Origin of the sequence: Varibaculum cambriense, from assembly GCF_022133705.1 — a bacterium.
Classification (GTDB): Bacteria; Actinomycetota; Actinomycetes; order Actinomycetales; family Actinomycetaceae; genus Varibaculum; species Varibaculum cambriense_A.
On record NZ_JAKNHJ010000009.1, the window covers coordinates 83,140 to 100,747 of the forward strand.

Sequence of the window (17,608 nt, forward strand, 5' to 3'; positions counted from 1 at the left end):
TTTTCCGCTCTCTATTGGCACCAGTCTACCCCAGGAGAGGTTTTTCCATCTAAGCTAACCGCAAAAACCTTTACGCACCATTTACTCCCCTGGGGGTGGAGAGTTATTTTCGGTTCGCTAACCGTATGACTGCCCGCGTCCTTACCATCTTGGATTACCTGCACCTGGTAGGAGGCCGGACTATCGCCTGCGCCTGGTTTCCACGTCAAGGTGATTTGTCCATCGGCGACAGGTTTTCCTTCCAGCACGGTGACCGGGGATATTTCGGAAACAATTCCGTCCTCCGCCGAGGCAGTTATTAAGGGTTCTGCAGAGCTGGACGCAGTTTTAACCGCACTGGTATCCGCTTTGAAATAGTAGGAAACCCCGACGGCAGTTCCCGCTATCAGCACCAGCGCGCCAATAAGTGCCAGCAGAATCCGGCGCCACCCCAGGCGGGAGGCAGGTAATAGGGAACGGGACAGCGCCGCGCTCGAGTGGCTGCCCACAATCAAAGGACTATCTGCCTGCCCCGACTCTTTTCCCGGCGTGGATTCTTGGGAGGAGGAGGCGTCCTTGAGGCGGGTAGCATCCGGATCAGTAGTAGCGAGCGACAATGTTGGGTTATCGCTGGCAATATCCATACTGGTCAGCGGGAGAGACAGCCCGCGTTGTAGTTCTTGGAGCGCCGCACCAAATTGCGCGGCACTTTCGGGACGCTCAGCCGGATCACCCTGCAATGCCCAGGCTAGAATCTCGCGCAAAGGAGAGATCAACTGGGGGGCATCCAGGGGCGCAGCCGAATGTAAAACCCGCTGAGTTAGAGCCGCTACCGAGTTATCGCCTCCGGGAATCTCGAAAGGGCTGTAACCGGTAACAAGCGAATGCATAGTGGCTGCCAGGGAATAAATATCACTGGTGGCAGCGGCCAAAGAGTTCTCATCGTGTTGTTCGGGAGGCGCCCAGGGCACCGACAGCCCTAAAACATCCCGGTGAGCTAGGGGTTTTCCCAGCGGCAAGGCTAAACCAAAATCTGATAACACCGGGGTGGAAAACTCTGAAATCAGGACATTTGCCGGTTTCACGTCCCGGTGCGCGAGCCCGGCTCGATGCACCGTTTCTAAGGCTCCGGCCAAGCGAATAGTAGTATCTAAGGACTGTGCAAGTGAAAGCGGCTGGCGGCGCACTCGCTGCGACAAATTTGCCACCGGGCAGTACTGCAACACTAAATAGGGACGCCCATCTGGAAGCTTCCCGGTTTGAAATAAAGACAGGATCGCCGGGTGAGCACAGGTAGCAGCCAGAGCATCGGCCTCGGTAGTGAAGACTTGGCGTCCTTCCCTACTGCCTAGTTCCCGCAGGACTTTGACTGCTACCTGGCGTTCGGGACGTTTTTGTTTATAGAGATAAACGTCGGCAAATCCGCCCCTACCCAGCAATGATTGCACGCTAAATCCCGGGATTTTAGGGGGTGTGTGGGTCATCATCATCCCCTTTCCGTAACCGAGTTTCCTCCGCATTCTGGGGCGAGGACGCCCGGCGGGTATAGTCTAGCGCCTGCGCAGGCCACGCTGGAGGCTCCGGGGGCCGGGAAGCCGGCAGCCGGGGAGGCTGCGGCAAGCCAACTTTACCGAGGCGAGTGGCTTCCGAAAATGCGTCTCCTGCCGCCGGGGCTGGGGTAGTTTCTTCGCTACTGCCGGGCGCCAAGGGAGTACGCAACTGCTGATATTCCTGTTCAGTCAGCCCCAAAGATAGGCTCGGTAGCGAAACCTCCTTGCGGGGAGTTAACACTTTCTCCACCCCGGGGATTTTCCCTAGCTTTTTAGCAAAACTACTGCGAATAAACCGGTAATAAAGCGAGGACGGCCGAATTGCCGCCACCAGCGCTTTCCCTCTCCCAGCTGCCGTTTTCCAGCTGTCGGTAAGGTTTTTAACTAGCTGCCACGCCCAATCGGAATCAATTTCGCTATCGCTGCTAGGACTGTAATCCAAGTAATCAGCGATCCCGGCCAGCTCTCGCGCCCCTGACTGCGGCTTCGCCTGGCTGATAGTCCCCAAATAGCTATCGATTATCCAGGCGGCTTCTTGCCGAGTAGCTCCCGCGGGGAGCCTAATTCCGCGATCTCGGAAACGATCAACTATTTCTTCCCAAGCTCCTTTCAAACGATCTTGGGGTTCTTTAGCCCGCCGCCTCCTGCGGGAGCGACACCACTTAGCTAAGAGAGTTAGCAAGATGGGAGAAAGCAATAGCAGCAGCCAACCACCATATTTGGCCACTTGCACCAGCGCTGCCAGAAATTGCATTCCCGTGGAATGATTATCGGCATGCGCTTGTTTTTCCACATGCGGTAACACCGGTGGAGTAGCCGGTGGAGGCGGGGGCTGCAACACCTGGGGTTTGGGAACCGATTTGGGTTGCGGCTGATCGGTACGAGGTACGCGATCGCGCGGAGGCGTAGGGTCAAAGGGGACCCACCCGACCTCTTTAAATTTCACTTCCACCCAGGCGTGAACGTTATCCCCTTTAAGTTTCAGGTTCCCGCCCGCCTTTTTATCACCCGGATAGGCTCCCAGCACCACTCGCGCCGGAGCCCCAAAAGCGCGCACCATCAAGGCCATAGCTACCGCGTATTGTTCATCATCACCGATCAGTTCTTGCCCCTGGAAAAACTGGCTCATCCGGGCGGCGCGATGCCCAGGGCGAGAAAGACCATCGGAACCATCGGAAAAGAAACCTTGCCCTGATAAGTAGGACTCTACATTGCGCACCTTTTGCAAGGGACTGGTCGCCCGGGCAGTTAACTGGTTGTTAAGTTCCGTAATTTCTACCGGTAACGCTTCATCTTTGCCTTGCGGAATGGGATCAAACTCTAGGCCAGACATCCTCGCATCGCTAGGAATACGCTCCTTTGCGAAACTTACCCGATAGGAAAGCCCCTCAGGGTTAGCGGTAAAAGCCGAGCGCAGAGAGGTAGAATAGTAAACCACCGGTTTGGGCTGGGTTGCGAATTTTAGTGATTGTGCATTACCTAGCAGCGGAACCCAAGGTTGGTCATAGTTGACCAGTTTAACTTCGGCTTTACTGTCAGCGGACACCCCTTTATCTAGAATCGAATCCACCTGCACGAACTGCGCATTTAACTGGGGATCAATTTTGAAAACGGTACCGTCATAGGCATTCATAGTGGCAAAACGCATCCTAGTACCCGCCGGATAGTTTTTTACTTCCGCAATAGTTTTGTCTTTCCAGTCGCGGGAAAGATGCCTAAAAGAGGCTAACGGGGAAATAAAATCTTCTAGTTCCACCGGGGGGAGGACGTGGCTGCGCAACACTTCCCGGTTTCCCCGCTCGGTAACCCCCGCTAAAGATGCCGAAGCTAGAGAAATAATTAGGGTAACTGCCACCATCGCCAGCGGACGGATAAAGCGATTTTTCTTGCTCGCTCCCGCCAGGTTCACTGCCCGCCTTCGCGCCTTGGCCGCGGCCTCGCTAACCAGCCCGCACCACAGCAATGCGAGGAAGAAATAGGCGGCTCCCGCCCAACGAGCTACCGGGACTAACTGGGACCCCCAGGCGATCGCTACCACTAGACAAATAGTGGCAGGTATTAATGCTACCCAAGGTCGACGCGAAGCTGCGGCTAACCCCGCCAAAAGCGCGGTAATGAGACAGATTAAGAAAGGTAACACCGCGGCTCCTCCGGCTGCGCTTAGCGGCAAGGGAGCCGTAAGAGTATCTCGCCAGCAGGTCACCGCGGAAGTAACTAGCACTTGCAGCCCCGATAGGGTGGGATAAAACTTTCGCCCCAAGGGGTCGGTAGCCGCCAAAGTGGGGCCAAACAGTAAAAATACCCCTAACATCAAGATTAAAGTGGAGAATACCCCCAGGCACCAACGGCGACTAACCAGCGCAACTAGGCAGCCTAAAACCGCTCCGCTACCGGCAGCTATTAGCCCGATAAAACCCAAGAACGGTAAAGAAAACAGGTAACACGGAACGATTAGGAGCAGCAGGGAGCTCAGACCTACCAGCTGGGATCTTTTCACGTTAGACTCACCCCATTTAATGCCCGTGGTAGCTGTGAGAGCTCCCCAATATTTAACAGTCTGCGGGAGGTGGCTCCCCGGCGAGTAAAGGTAGCGCCGGCATCAGCTCGGATACCGGTAGTAGCCATATCGACTGCCGGTAGCAAACAGATTTGTTGCATCCGACGCATAGTTACTCCCGGCCCGGTGATCAAGGAACACACCGAGGCTTGCGCTTCATGGGCTAGCGCCCAACGCACCAAGTGGCGATAGTCTTGAGCGCCCTCAACGAGTTGCACTTCAGTTAGGAAATCTAGGACGGTGCGAGCAGTTGCCGCTTTCAATACGGTTTTTCCCGCATAAAGGGTCAGGGGCTGTCCATTGGAAAGGGAGGAAACTGCCAGAGAAGCCGCCGCCTCTACCGCTAATTCAAAGTCTGCTTCCCCATAGTTTTCGCGATTCAAATCCAGCACAATCAGATGGTGGGAGCGGCGGGTCTCTAGGTATTGTCGCATCATTAACTGGCCGGTGTGGGCAGACATTTTCCAGTGAATATGCCTACGGTCATCCCCGCTTTCATAGGGACGCAAGGCATGAAATATCGCATCGGAACTGGTTATTACCTGCGAGCTTGCCCCTTCCATATCTCGGGAATAGCCACTTAGTGTCCCCAGAGCGGAAGTGAAGTTGGGATATACATAAACGTCTTGAGATTCCGGCCAGGATCGCACCCGGCGAATCAAACCTAAAATATCTTCTCGCACTGTACGGGGCGGGCCGACCACAATCTTTTCACGCCGTCTCGTTTGTAATTGAAACTCCCGGGTGAAACTCTTGCCAGAACGCAAACTAGGTACCGCTATATCGGCTTGTTCTGTTCCCAATGGCAGTTCTATTTTCAGGCCGCGCACCCGGCGGCGCCCCTGGTTAGTCGCTACCGCGCGCCCTAGCAGCTCTTGTCCTTTGCGGAGCCGGTCTTGCTCTACCGTTACCCGCAAAGCCAGCTCGCCCCCGCCCCAGGTCTGCGCTATCGCCGCCAGCAGTGCTAATAATGCAGCAAACATTATCGCCGCAGCTTCCGCCCAATCCCAAGCCCAGTAGGCACCCAGGCTAGCTAATCCTCCCGATAGAACTAGCCACCCCAAAGCGGTAAGCGGAATTTTGCGCACGGCGGTAAGAGGAACCCGCGAGCGCGCCTGTTTCCAGGCTTTATTTCCGCTTTTCAGCGCATCTTTTAACGCGGTAGTGGTGGTTTCGGAAACTTTCATTATTTTAGGCCTGCGAATCCACTGGCGCAGGTACCTCGTTCAGCGCCCTCTCAACTACGCTTTGTGCGGTAGCTCCTTCGAAGAGGGCGTCGGAGTCCATAATAATTCGGTGCGCCCAAACCGGTACTGCCAGCGTCTTGATATCATCGGGCAACACATAGTGGCGCCCTTGGGAAGCGGCCCACACTTTGGCCATCCGCATCATCCCGATTGTCGCCCGGGTCGAAACCCCCAAATTCACCGCATCATCTAAGCGGGTAGCTTCCGCGAGTTGCTGCACATACCGGGTAATCTGCCCATCTACGTAATTTCGCAGTCCTAGTTGTTCCCAGGTAGCGATTTCCTCAGATTCAACTACCGGTTTTAGATCTTTAGATAGATCCGGCTGGGCAGCACCGGAAAGGATTTTGATCGCGGTTTCCTGGTCGGGATAGCCTAGGGAAATCTTAATCAGGAAGCGGTCTAGCTGAGCTTCGGGAAGCTTATAGGTGCCTGCCTGCTCTACCGGGTTTTGGGTGGCGATTACCAGGAATGGCGATTCCACCGGGTGCACCACTCCGTCTACGCTGACTTGCCGCTCTTCCATCACCTCTAGCAGGGCAGATTGGGTTTTGGGACTGGCCCGGTTGATTTCGTCGGCGAGGACGATATTGGCGAAAATCGGTCCGGCATGGAAATCCCATGCTTTAGTTTTCTGGTCATAGACGGTTACCCCGGTTATATCAGTGGGCAACATATCGGGAGTGAACTGGATGCGAGAATGGGTAGCATCGACAGAGGCGGCGAGGGCGCGCGCCAGGGCGGTTTTCCCAGTTCCGGGCGCATCCTCTAGCAGGACATGTCCGCCTGCTAGGAAAGCTGCTAACACTAGGCGCACCTGGTGCCCTTTGCCGAGTATCGCCTGATCAACATTTTCGGCTATCTGCGCGAAACGGGTAGCAAACTCAGCGGCTTCGGCCGGTTTCAGGATCATATTGCGATCTCCTTTTCGGTTTCCCGGGCAGGTAAATCTTGCCCGACAAGACTAGTTTTTAGGTATTTATTGCCTCCGAGATTTCCTCCGAGGGCGTTTAGCGGCAACTGGGAATCTGCATACCGCCAGCAATCGCCACCTGTGGTTGGGAACACTGGCAGCTCTATTAGGGGTGTCAGGTGCGGCCAGAGCGGCTTTGAGACCGGCATCAACGGGGTGAGCTGGTACCAATTTTGCAGGTAGGACACTGATTCTATCGGATCATTATCACCGGGGTCTGCACTACCGGGATCGGGGGTAGCCTGCAGGGTCGCCACCTCCACATTGTTTCTACTCAGCCGAGTTCCTTCCGGAACTAACTTCAGATCTGCCGTAATTGTCCAGGTCTGCCCCGGTTTCAAATCTTTGAGCATAATCACCCAGCCAGATTCGTCAACCATCTGGGTTTGATACTGATAGTCTGCCAGAGCTGATCCTCCGGATTCTTTCCCCGATACCGAAAGCTCCAAGGAGCTGCTATCCCAGGTATCCAAGCCGGAAACGTCTACTTCTATTACCGTTCCGGTCTGGGTTCTACTGCTTTCCAGCTCTCTCATATCGGTAATTTGGGGACTCTTTTGTGCTCCGAGATTTGCACTTAGCGGCTTATAGGGACCTTTGTTATATTTAAAATCGCAGTTGTATTCGACTTTCAGCCCGGTTCGTGCCCGCGGATCAGTAAATTGGAAAGTTCCATCGTCTGCTACTGGGTTTCCCGCTACCCTGGTGGGTCTACAGCTTCCGTCATCTCCGACAGGGGTATTCACCCCATTTAAATACACTCTGGCAAGTTTTGATCCCGCGCGCTCTAAAGTAGCACTAACTACACTTTCGTTGAAGGAAGCAAAAGTTTCGAATCGGCCAGTACCCGCCGGCCCCGCCTTGGTGTTGACCGCGATAACGGTGAAAGCGTGTTCTCCGCCAGTAAGGTCTTTAACCTCTAACTTGGTGCCTTTAACTTCCTGGGGACTGCCTCCCGCGACCGTAACCACATAGTGATCAATGGGAGAACCTCCATTAGTACTGGGCGCTTCCCAGGTTAGGGTCGCGGTTCCAGCTGTCTTGCCGATGGCGCCTTGCAGGTTTGTGGGGGCACCAGGAGTAACCTCTACCTCTATCGCCGGAGACGCCCCCGAGGGCTTAGAATCTCCCACTCGGTTGGTGGCAACTACGGTAAAGCTATGAGATTTCCCCGGTTCCAAGCCCGGAAAATCTACTAGTGTTGCCCGGGAAGTAACCGTTTTCCCAGAAACCGAATCAGTAACTTTGTAACTAGTAATAGGAGTGCCGTTAGCGGCAGGGGCGATCCAGCTAATGGTGGCGGTAGTGGACTCGCTGATGGTGGCGCTGACTGCCGTAGGAGCATCGGGCACAGACAAAACCCGGATCCGGGCGGTACCGGTTACCTGACGATCTGGATCACCACTGGCATCTTGCAAAGTAAAGGAAACCACCAAGTCTCCTTTAAAACTTGCGGCCGGGATAACTTCCAGGTGAGTTCCAGACGCAGAAGCCTGTCCGGCTCCTTGCACTATGCTCGGTGACCCCACGGTTTTCAAGGGTCTTCCAGGATACGGGTTCGTAGCATAGCGACTTAAATCAATACTGACGCTCTTGCCGGATTCGCCCTCTAAATCAATCGCGGTTACCTGGATCAAAGGACGAGTGGAGCTGACTACCCGCACCGGGATTTTCCCGATAGTAGGCCCAGAGCCGTCCTCTACCGTGACTTCTATATAGCCGGCATCTCCCTTAGCTTTGCCCGCTTCGGCTGAAACTGAAAGCTGGCTGCCCCGCAAAGATGCCTGAATACCTACGGGAAGCGCTCCCAGGCGGTAGCGCATTTTTGCGGGGTCGTCCCCATCTTCGTCGCTAACCATATCCGCCAAGTTGACAGTAACCGCGTCGTCACCAGCAGCTACTTCTATGCGCGTAGGGGTAAAAACTGGCGGGCGATTACTGGAGGGTTTGACCTCGATAGGCAAAGTTAAAGAGGCACTCAGTGCGGAGGAATCGTTGGATTTGCCGTCACTGACCTGCATTACCAGGGAAGTTTTCCCGAAAAACTCAGGGTTAATACTTACTTGGAAGGAATCGTCTCCGGACATTTTGACTCCGCCTGTAAACCCGGCACCCAAGGTGATGGCTTTGGCGGAATGAATATGCGGGGTGCGTGCCTTGCGAGTAATCACATAAGACGCTAAATCAACAGTTAAGGTCTCGCCGGATTTAGCTTTTACGGGGATAGTGTCGGGATCGATATAGGGTTTTTGTTCGGAAACTCCGGGGACATTAACTATAGCGTTAGCGCTTAACCCGTCCTGGTCAGTGACAGTATAGAGCACCAATTGACGCTGCGAGGGCGCGGGAATCACTAGCTTTTTGCCCTTGACGGTCACTCCATTTTGCTGACAACTAACCGTCAGCGCAGCTCCATCCCCGTCAGGGTCAATATCATTGGCGAGGACGTCCACTTCGATAGGCTCGCCCACTTTTCTTCCTGCTTCTTTCGCGGTAACGAGGTCATCGGCGGCCTCGGGGGCTTGCAAAGGGGCAAAGGGGTCTACTTGCACGGTAGCAATGGAGGTATCCTGTCCGCCGCGTCCATCATCGATGGAATATTCAATCCCGTAAGAATCAGCTTTCTTGGGGGTGGTCAACACTACCGCGTTTTCGCGAGCAGCCACTTGCAGACTGTCCCCCGGACTTTGTAGCGATGCGGCAATCAGGCTAACCCCGTCACCATCAGGGTCGGTATCGTTAGCGGTTACTGCCACCGCTAGGGGACGGTTCGGCCGTACTCGCACCTGGTCCGGGTTAGCCTGTGGATTTTGGTTAAGTTTGGCGGCGGGAGCTACCCCTACTTGCACCCGGGCGGTTCCTTGTTTACCGAAGCGATCTTCGACGATATAGGTGAAAGTATCGGTTCCGATTTTCCCTGATATTGGCTGATAGTTGAGCCAACTGGAGCCAATATCAACTATCCCCATCTTGGGGGCATCGGCAATCCCCACTAGGGATACTGAGTCTCCATCGGGATCGATATTGGTCAGCTCTACTGGAATCCGGACGGCTTGCCCCGAAATTGCCCGCCCGGTGACTACTCGCGGTTCAGGGGCAGAGTTATCGGAGGCATTTGCCGGTTTTATTTCTACACTAACCCGCGCACTAGCTTGGTTCTGATTGGTGTCCCTCACCGTATAGGTGGCGTTATATTTTCCGGCTTTTTTCGCCAGGAAACGTACCTGGTTTCCGGTGACGAAGAACTTTCCGGCTTCCGGTGGAGTGGAGGTGGTTAGTTTCGGGTCGACTTTTAGGGTCAATCCCACCGGGGAGCGGTCATTGGCCAGCACATCTACGGTGGCCACATCCCCTACTCTCCCTTTGGCCTCATCTGGTTTCGCGGTGGGGGGCGTAGTTGCCGACTGAGTGGTTACCGGAATAACCGTAACTACCCCTTCGGCGCTTTCATGCCCATTCGACACCTGGTATTTTAAAGTTTCGGCTTTGGTGAGTCCGCGCGGAGCCGTAATGTTTAACAGCGAATGATCCATCACGGTTGCCCGCAGTGGCGAGGACGCCCCCACGGTGACCGCCTGGGTGACCAGCACTTCTCCCGCTGGATCGGAATCGTTGGCGAGCACATCGGTTAATACCTGCCCGCCTACCGGCAGTACCGCCATATCATCTTCTACCACCGGTTTTCCGCGTTTTCCAGAGGAGGCGACGTCAACTCGAATAACTCCGGTGGCGGTAGCTGGCCCATCGGAGACCGTATAGGTCAAGTAGTAGATTCCTTCTTGATCCGAACGGAAGGAGAGCGTTCCGCCCGCCAAATCCGGAGTCACTTGCGGCCCGGTTTGTTCAATATTTACCCCTGCCAGGGTTAAGGGGTCGCCATTGGCATCGGTGTCATTAGCCAGGGGTCGAATAGTGATGGTGGTTCCGGCTCTAGCGAACGCGATATCTCCGTTAGCTTCCGGAGGCACGTTTCCAGCGGCACGTACATCCACTATCACGCGCCCTGGAATTTCTTGCCGCCCATCGGAGACCAGTACTTTTACTTCTTTTTTCCCCACCCCACTGGCCTGGTTGCGGATTACCAAGGTGCCTTCTTGCCGGTATTCCACCTGGTTATCTCCGTTAGAGGAAGCACCCGACAAAAATACCGGGTCTCCATCGGGATCCGAAAATGCCGGGAGCGCGTTGTACTCGATTTGCTTTCCGGATTCGACTACTACCGTGGGTACCCGTTTTTGAACTGGCGCGGAGTTTTTTGGCTCCGGGGTGACATTCACGGTTACATTGGCGGTATCGACACCTCCGCGACCATCCTTCGCCTGGTAGGTAAATTTAATAGTTCCGGAGGCGGCGGCTGGCAGTTCTATGCGCAGCGCTGCTCCTGAGCGTACGGGTTTTACTTCACCTTGGCTTACCTGTCCTAGCACTTCGGCGGTTAGTAAATCTCCATCGGTATCAGAATCGTTTTCCAATACCGGTATCGTAGTTATTTTCCCTGGTCGCGCCCCAAAACTATCGTCACGTGCCACCGGCGGGGTGTTTTCTTTTTGCCGATCTTTTTGCGCTATCTGTTCGGTTATCTGGGGAGAATCTTCTCGTTCTTCCTCTTTTTTCAACATGGTAGAGATCTCGTCCCAGTTATCTACCAGTTCCATGTTTTTGTCAGCTAACCATACTGCCCCATCGGTGGTGTCATTTAGCACCACTAGATCACGGTTCTTGCGAAACACCGGGGTCTTGGCGGTTTTCAGTCGCTCGAGTTCTTGGGTGGGGCGATAAACCTTTCCAGCGCATTCACGCACAAATTTTCCGCTCCCCGCCCAGGCTCCATACACGCACTGAGCTTTTACTGCTGGCCTAGCTGGTTTACCCGCGCTGCCTCCGGAAGGAATCTCCCGGGTAGATCCGCTATTTAGATCCACTTTTATCAATTTGTCTTGGTCTGCCAGCAGTGCGTAGGGCTTTGCCGGCCCGGATTCTTGCAGCGCCAACTGAGAACCGGCCACTTTTATTCTTTTTCCACTGGGCAGGAAAAGTACCCCTTGGGAACTATCGAAGGCTACTGCTTGTTTGCCAATTCCTGCCACTTGTAACTGCGCATTAACTGGAATTTGCGGTATTTCTATCCGTTCATCTTTCCAGAGTTTTCCCTCTTTGGTAACGGTGACTAGTTCTTTGGTGGTTGGGGAAGCCAGGAAGAACGCTCCAGAGTCCCCGCCTGCTAACTGGGCTCCCCGCAGGGATCGCACGGTAGCCTTAGCTCGAGTGCGCTCTTGGGACAATATGTCTTCGCCGCTCCAAAGTAGGCCGGCTTCCGGGTCTAGGATCGCCAAGTTTGTCCCCGATTGGGCTATCTGCTCACCTTTATCCAGGGAAGAGGAAGTCTCCAGACGCACCTTCTTAGGGTCAATTTTGGCGACTTCGCTGGCGGCCTGGTTCTGGAAATTTACATTTTCGCCCGCCTGAGTGACGTCAAAATCTCCCGCTTTGGATCGCACCGCCCCATCCAGGGTGCGCGCCGGAAAGTTCAAGTGTCCCACTAGATGCTGGGATTGATTGGTTACCCAAATTCCGCCATCATTTAAATCCACCTGCGCCCGAGTAATACCGGGGTGCTGCCAGGCAAGATAGACAAGTACTAGGCTGAGCACAGTTACTACCGCCAGGGATACTTTACGCATCCGTGCCCGCACTTGCGCGTTCTTTTGCCTACGCGCGCGAAAACTGGAGTACCCGGTGGTACTGATTTGTCGGACACTCGAGTCACTGTGGCCGCCCTGCTCACGGGAAGTTCCTCGTAAGCCTGAAAGGCTTCTGCCCGCTCTGGCCACGCCTCGCCCTCTTTCTATTACCGGCTTGCCAGGCGAGCCGCTGTGCCTGCAACCATAGTCGGCGCACCAGCTGTCGCTTACTGACGAAGCAACTTACCTGCAAGTGAATATCCATTAATGATTGTACTAAATTCGCGGGCGCTTGCGCCGCTGGTATCCAATTTTTAGGTGGCGCTATCAGTCTCCGCTTGTCTTTTCTCTTGACTGCCTGAGAAAGACTAAGACACCTGATATTTAGGACATCGCAGACCGTAATATAGGTGCTAGTGGTTATTTTTAGCGGTTGTATTCCCCACCTCATCAACATAAAATGAAACCATGCTAATGAAGAAAAAAGTTTCCTCCGTTTTTCAGTTCCTAGCTACTCTCGCCACCCTTGCAGTGATTGTGGCGCTAGGGTCAACCAATCCGGCAGCAGCCGAAGACGTAACCACCTGGGACGACCTGGTAGCTAAAGCCAATTCCCTCACTTCCGGGCAGCATGAGCTGACGGTTACCGGGAACCTCACCTTGGATGAGCAGGCAAAACCACTGGTAGTTTCCGAGGGCGCAGAGCTAACCCTTAAGGGGGCGGGCACAATAACCGGCTCTAACTTACCGGCAGTGGAAGTTAAATCCGGCGGGAAACTGAACCTGGCGGGCCCCTCCTTCATCAAAACGCAGTTCACGGTAAACGGAGACCTAAACTTTAGCGCCGGTTCTATTCACGATTCCGACCCTGCCGGCCCGGTCATCTTTGTTAATGGTGGCACTTTCACCATGAGTGACACCGCCGACTTCTCTAAGAACACCACTCCAGAAAAGAAGGTAGCTAACGCTACTACTCCCGAAGGTGTCGATATCCAAAAACTAGCCCCCATCACCGTCTATAACGGGACGGCCACTATCAATGGTGGAACCATTAAGGCAAATCAAGGCCTCCAGAAAGGCGGAGCTCTGGGAGTTTGGGGTAGTAAAGAAAAACCTGCCTACCTAATCATTAAGGACGGCGAATTTGCTGAGAACAGCGTTCAGCATTCAAGACTTAACGGCTTTGGCGGTGCCTTCTTTAGTGAAAACGCCAATGTGAACATCTCCGGCGGAAATATCCATCACAACTTCACCGAGCGCGGAGGCGCGCTATTTGCCGCAAACAGTACACTGACGGTGAATGGTGTAAACCTACATGATAATCAGGCTAGCCACGAATACGGCGGTCAAGGCGGCGCCCTTTATTTAGATAGATCCAAGACTCAGATTTCGGGCGGTACTTTCAAAAACAACAGTGCTTTAGGAAATGATTATTCTTTCCATGCGAACGGTCCGGGCGGAGCTATCTACGCAGATGGAGGCAACATTACCATCAATGGCGGATCGTTCACCGGCAATACTGCGGGTTCCTCCGGAGGCGCTATCGCCTTTGGTGGTAAAGCGGAAGCGACAATTAACGCCGCTTATTTCTCGGAGAACAAATCCGCAGGCTTTTACGGTGGTGGTGCCATCTACAACGATAGTTCCACAAAACTAACAATTAATAATGCGTTGGTTAGAAATAATTCCTTTAAGAATTTGATACTTATCGGAGCTGGAAATCACCCACCCAGTGTCCAAGGTGGCGGGGTTTGGAATTGCCCTACTGGCCACACCACCTTGAACATCACTCAGGGAGCAGCTCTTTTCGAAAATAGGACAGCCGATGTGGAGAAGAGCAAGGAGTACAAGGGAGCCGGTGACGACTTTGCCAGCGTCACTGAGCATTCTGCTGGCGAGCCTCCGGAGGGGAAACCCGTTTCCATTAGCCCTCGGATGCTAGGAGGCGGGCAGCGCCTCTGGTATCAGGATGGATCTATTTATGGAAAACACCTCGACTGGGATCCTCCACGCGAGCCTCGCTATAAAGATAGCGGCGAGGGCAAACTCATGCCTTATGACACGGCGATCAATGAAAACAAAGCTTTCAAGTCGGTTCCCAGTGAAGATTCTAAGAAACTCGCTGAGAAACTCGCCCGAGTAGTGATCGAAAATAATACTGCTACTGGTGTAGGCATCAGTGGCGGAGGGATAGCCAATAATGGTCAGCTGTTCTTCGGCACCTCAGACAGGTGGAAACTCCAGGTCAAGAAGGCATGGGAAGGCGATGACCCACAGCAGCGTCCCACGAAGATTAACCTTGATATTTTGGTTGGCGGTTTCCAGGTTGACCAGGTAGAACTGAGCAAAGAAAACAACTGGACAGCCGCGGTCGAAAACTTCCCCGATCCCGATACCCTGATTGATGCCAAGACCGGGAAGAAACTACCGATCACCTTCAGAGAACATGACGGAAACGGCAAACAGCTAGATGGCTACCAGTTGGCAGTAACCGATGAGTCCAAAGACGAAGCCACCAATACCTACACAGTCTCGGTAGTCAACAAAATGACCACCGAGGTGGAAGTAACCAAGAAGTGGGCAAACCCGGATGGCACTTGCGCCGCGGCCACCCAAATCGAGGTAAAGCTGCTAGCAAACGGGCAGGACACTGGGAAGAAACTACTGCTAACTGCCGCTAACTCTTGGGAAGGCAAATTCACCGACCTGCCAAAGTATATTGACGGTAAACTCGCTGAATACACCATTTCCGAGGTAGAGGTAAAAGGATACCGCAGTGAAATTATGGGAGATGCTACCGGAGGGTTCTTGATTACTAACAAGTGTACGGTTCCGCCCTCGGACATCACTCCCCCGCCTCCATCGCAAACTACCCCACCTAGCACCACTACCCCGCCTCCACCAGGAGACACCCCTCCGCCCCCGCACAGCAAGACTCCCCCGCTGCCTCCTACCGGCTCTGAAATCAGCGTCGCCTTGGGGCTAGGGATCTTGGCGCTAGCAAGCGGAGTAGTCATGATGCGCCGCCGCGTCGCCAAGCAATAAATAGACACGCGGATACGGTAAGTCATTTAGGTCTTAGCCTTCACCGGTAAAGACCCCTAAAGTGACTCCCGCACTCTCGCAAAAGTAGCGGCTATCTAAGGGAAATCCCTAGGTAGCCGCTACTTAGTTTTCTTCCCGGACTGAATTTAACCGTTACCGGTACTACCGGGTATCACTGGGGCTGGTCAAGTTTAGTCACTTTCACCGGCACTTTAATCGCCCTCCCCAGGCGACTAAACGCTCCACAGTGTCGAGATAGGCATTGCCCACAGCCCCGGTCCCATCGGTAGGGATTCTTTTCCGGCATACAGCAGGATTCCACAGCGAAACTTATTACCGGCTAACTTTTGTAAGTGACGCAATCCAGAAAAATCTTTGCCCTGCAAACTGACTGCCGCCTTGACCTCTACCCCTACTACCTCGCGACTGCGTGACTCCATAACCAAATCGACCTCTTTCCCGGTAGAGTCCCGGAAGTGGAACAAGTTAAAAGGTACCGCTGACCACTCTCGTTGTTTCAAAAGTTCAGTGGCTACGAAAGATTCCAGTAGCCCACCGGTAAAGGAACTGGAAATCTGCATTTCTAGAGACTCGGCATCTACCCCTACCGAGCTGGCAGCCATCGCAGGATCTTGCAGGAAAACTTTTGGCTTCGAAATCACTCGCCTGGTTAGATTAGTACCCCAAGCTGGTAATACATCAATCAAGAACACGTCCTTTAAAGCATTAAGATACCCGGGAAGGCTGCGCTCTGGAATGTTCAGCTCCCTGCCAACGTGCGCCGCAACAAATTCTGAGGATCCCTGCGAGGCAATTTTTCTCAGCAAGAGGCGCAGTCGATCCGGATACTGAATCCCGTACAATTCGGTAGCATCCTTGGTTAATACCCGTTCCACATACGCTTGAACCCAGCGGTCACGCCGCCGAGGAGTAGCCTCGGCGATTTCGGGGAAAGAGGATTCGGTAACCAGGCTTAAATAGTCACCGCGTTCCAGGTCGGACGCTGGTATTAGAGGGTGCGAATTCCAGGCATTTGCCGCAAAATCTTCTTTAAAACCCACGCGTTCTCCCCGGCTAAAACCGCGTAAAAGTAGAGTTTCCGCCCGCCCTGCTAGCGATTCCTCCGCTCCTTTCAGATTCATCAGGTTTGAAGACCCGGTGATAATGAACCGTCCAGGCCGACGATTTTCATCAACTGCTGCCTTGATTGCACGAAAAAGTGCTGGCACTCGTTGGATTTCGTCGATTGCCACGGTTCCTTCCGGGAACTGGCGCACAAAACCGTCAGGATCCGCCTGTGCGGCCTGTAAGGTCGCGGCGTTATCCAAGTTGAGTAAGCGATGACTCCGATTTTGTAGCAGTTGAGTTACTAGGGTGCTCTTGCCCACCTGGCGAGCACCCGATACTGTCAGCACTGGAGTGTCACTTAAAATTTCTTCAGCTAACACTCTTGCATTTCGTGGAATCATATCGGCAACCATGAAACGATTTTAGCACGTTATTGAGATTTAGACGGCATTTCATTGCGGTTTTACAGTCAATCCGTTGCGGTTTTGCAGTGTATCTGTTGCGGTTTTACAGGGCAGCCACTGCGGTTCTACAACGGGCGCAAATATCCCTTCGCCCTCCCCAGGCAACTAAAGCACCATTTAATCCGCCTCTTAGTCTCGCGCGGGAGGGCGATTTTGCACCTGGAGGGCGACAACGTCACCCTCACACTACCGCTGCCACCAGCACGGAAAGATTTGGAAAAACGCTACCCAATCCGGAAAGCCGCGAGGAACAAAGCAAGAGCCTCTAACCCCCGGGCGATAAGCCCTGGTTGGCATCGACAGCGCACTTATCTGAGGGGACTTGATACATGTGTTACGCGATCCTCGACCGGTAGTAGGATTGGGCTCCCTGTCTGCTCATTCCGAGCAGTCCACCGATTGCTTGCCAGGTCATTCCGGCTTGCCGGGCTTTAGCGACTGCTTGGGTGAGTTCCATTTCGGCTCGTTCTTTACGGTCTCTAGCTACCTGGATATCGCGAAAGGCGTCAGCGTCCCAGATTCCCTTGGCAGATTTCATGGTTTCTTCCGGGGCGGTTTGAGTGAACTTGGCGGCGTATTCTTCGTCGGTGAGTTTAGTGTCGGTAATCATGAGTGCTCCTTACTGAAAGAATTTGGTTCTAGCGGTCATGGCGTGAAAGCAGTCTCCGTCCCGGTTGGTAAGGACTTCGATTATGTGTCCATCGGGGGTAGGGCCCAGAAACAGGGTTACTCCCTAGTCAAGGTCGAGGATGCGCCAGGCGTTGCGGATAGCGTGGGTGATTTCGGCTTGCGTGTATCCATGTTTGAAAGCACTCGCCTTAAACCTCACAAAGCAAGTTTACTTGACAAGCTCGCGTGCGTCAAGAAATCTGGGCTAAGTAACATATTTTGTGTCTTTATTTTGGTGTTTTTGCTGGTGGTATTGCGTAATTTGGGGTTTGGTTAGCTTTTTGGGCTTATTTTGCGACCATGAAGCGTCCCAGGTTTTGTTCCGCTTCTTATGTGGGTGCTAGTTGTTTAGAGTGGGTTTGATTGTATCGGGTT

General features: G+C 53.7%; 8 protein-coding genes. 1 reads left to right on the forward strand and 7 read right to left on the reverse strand.

All coding sequences use genetic code 11. The features are described 5' to 3' along the window. Window positions 1-11: 11 nt before the first annotated feature. Genes L0M99_RS05735 through L0M99_RS05755 form a run of 5 tightly spaced genes read right to left on the reverse strand, consistent with a single transcriptional unit; the run spans window position 12 to window position 11,999 of the window. Window positions 12-1,463: a protein kinase domain-containing protein gene (locus L0M99_RS05735; protein WP_238128050.1), complete on the reverse strand. Its 1,452-nt coding sequence runs from the start codon at window positions 1,461-1,463 to the stop codon at window positions 12-14. Continuing rightward, the gene (locus L0M99_RS05740) at window positions 1,444-4,026 is read right to left on the reverse strand and encodes a transglutaminaseTgpA domain-containing protein (protein ID WP_238128051.1); all 2,583 of its coding nucleotides are present in this window, start codon (window positions 4,024-4,026) and stop codon (window positions 1,444-1,446) included. Before L0M99_RS05740 ends, L0M99_RS05735 begins: the two co-directional genes overlap by 20 nt. Next, window positions 4,023-5,273 carry a DUF58 domain-containing protein gene (locus tag L0M99_RS05745; protein ID WP_238128052.1) on the reverse strand — a complete coding sequence of 417 codons (1,251 nt, stop codon included), beginning with the start codon at window positions 5,271-5,273 and terminating at the stop codon, window positions 4,023-4,025. Before L0M99_RS05745 ends, L0M99_RS05740 begins: the two co-directional genes overlap by 4 nt. A gap of 4 nt (window positions 5,274-5,277) precedes the next feature. Then, the gene (locus L0M99_RS05750) at window positions 5,278-6,246 is read right to left on the reverse strand and encodes an AAA family ATPase (RefSeq protein ID WP_238128053.1); all 969 of its coding nucleotides are present in this window, start codon (window positions 6,244-6,246) and stop codon (window positions 5,278-5,280) included. Next, window positions 6,243-11,999 carry an Ig-like domain-containing protein gene (locus tag L0M99_RS05755; RefSeq protein WP_238128054.1) on the reverse strand — a complete coding sequence of 1,919 codons (5,757 nt, stop codon included), beginning with the start codon at window positions 11,997-11,999 and terminating at the stop codon, window positions 6,243-6,245. Before L0M99_RS05755 ends, L0M99_RS05750 begins: the two co-directional genes overlap by 4 nt. Window positions 12,000-12,455: 456 nt before the next feature. On the opposite strand from L0M99_RS05755, the gene L0M99_RS05760 reads away from it, so the two are divergent. Beyond that, entirely contained in the window at window positions 12,456-15,032 is a 2,577-nt protein-coding gene (locus tag L0M99_RS05760; RefSeq protein ID WP_238128055.1) for a Cna B-type domain-containing protein, read from the forward strand. Between the two features lie 233 nt (window positions 15,033-15,265). On the opposite strand, the gene L0M99_RS05765 is transcribed toward L0M99_RS05760, so the two are convergent. Together L0M99_RS05765 and L0M99_RS05770 are read right to left on the reverse strand one after the other, a co-directional pair. Beyond that, entirely contained in the window at window positions 15,266-16,513 is a 1,248-nt protein-coding gene (locus L0M99_RS05765; RefSeq protein ID WP_238128056.1) for an ATP-binding protein, read from the reverse strand. Between the two features lie 385 nt (window positions 16,514-16,898). After that, window positions 16,899-17,174 (reverse strand): hypothetical protein, encoded by a 276-nt coding sequence (locus L0M99_RS05770; protein WP_024059234.1) that lies wholly within the window; start codon window positions 17,172-17,174, stop codon window positions 16,899-16,901. Between the last annotated feature and the right edge of the window lie 434 nt (window positions 17,175-17,608).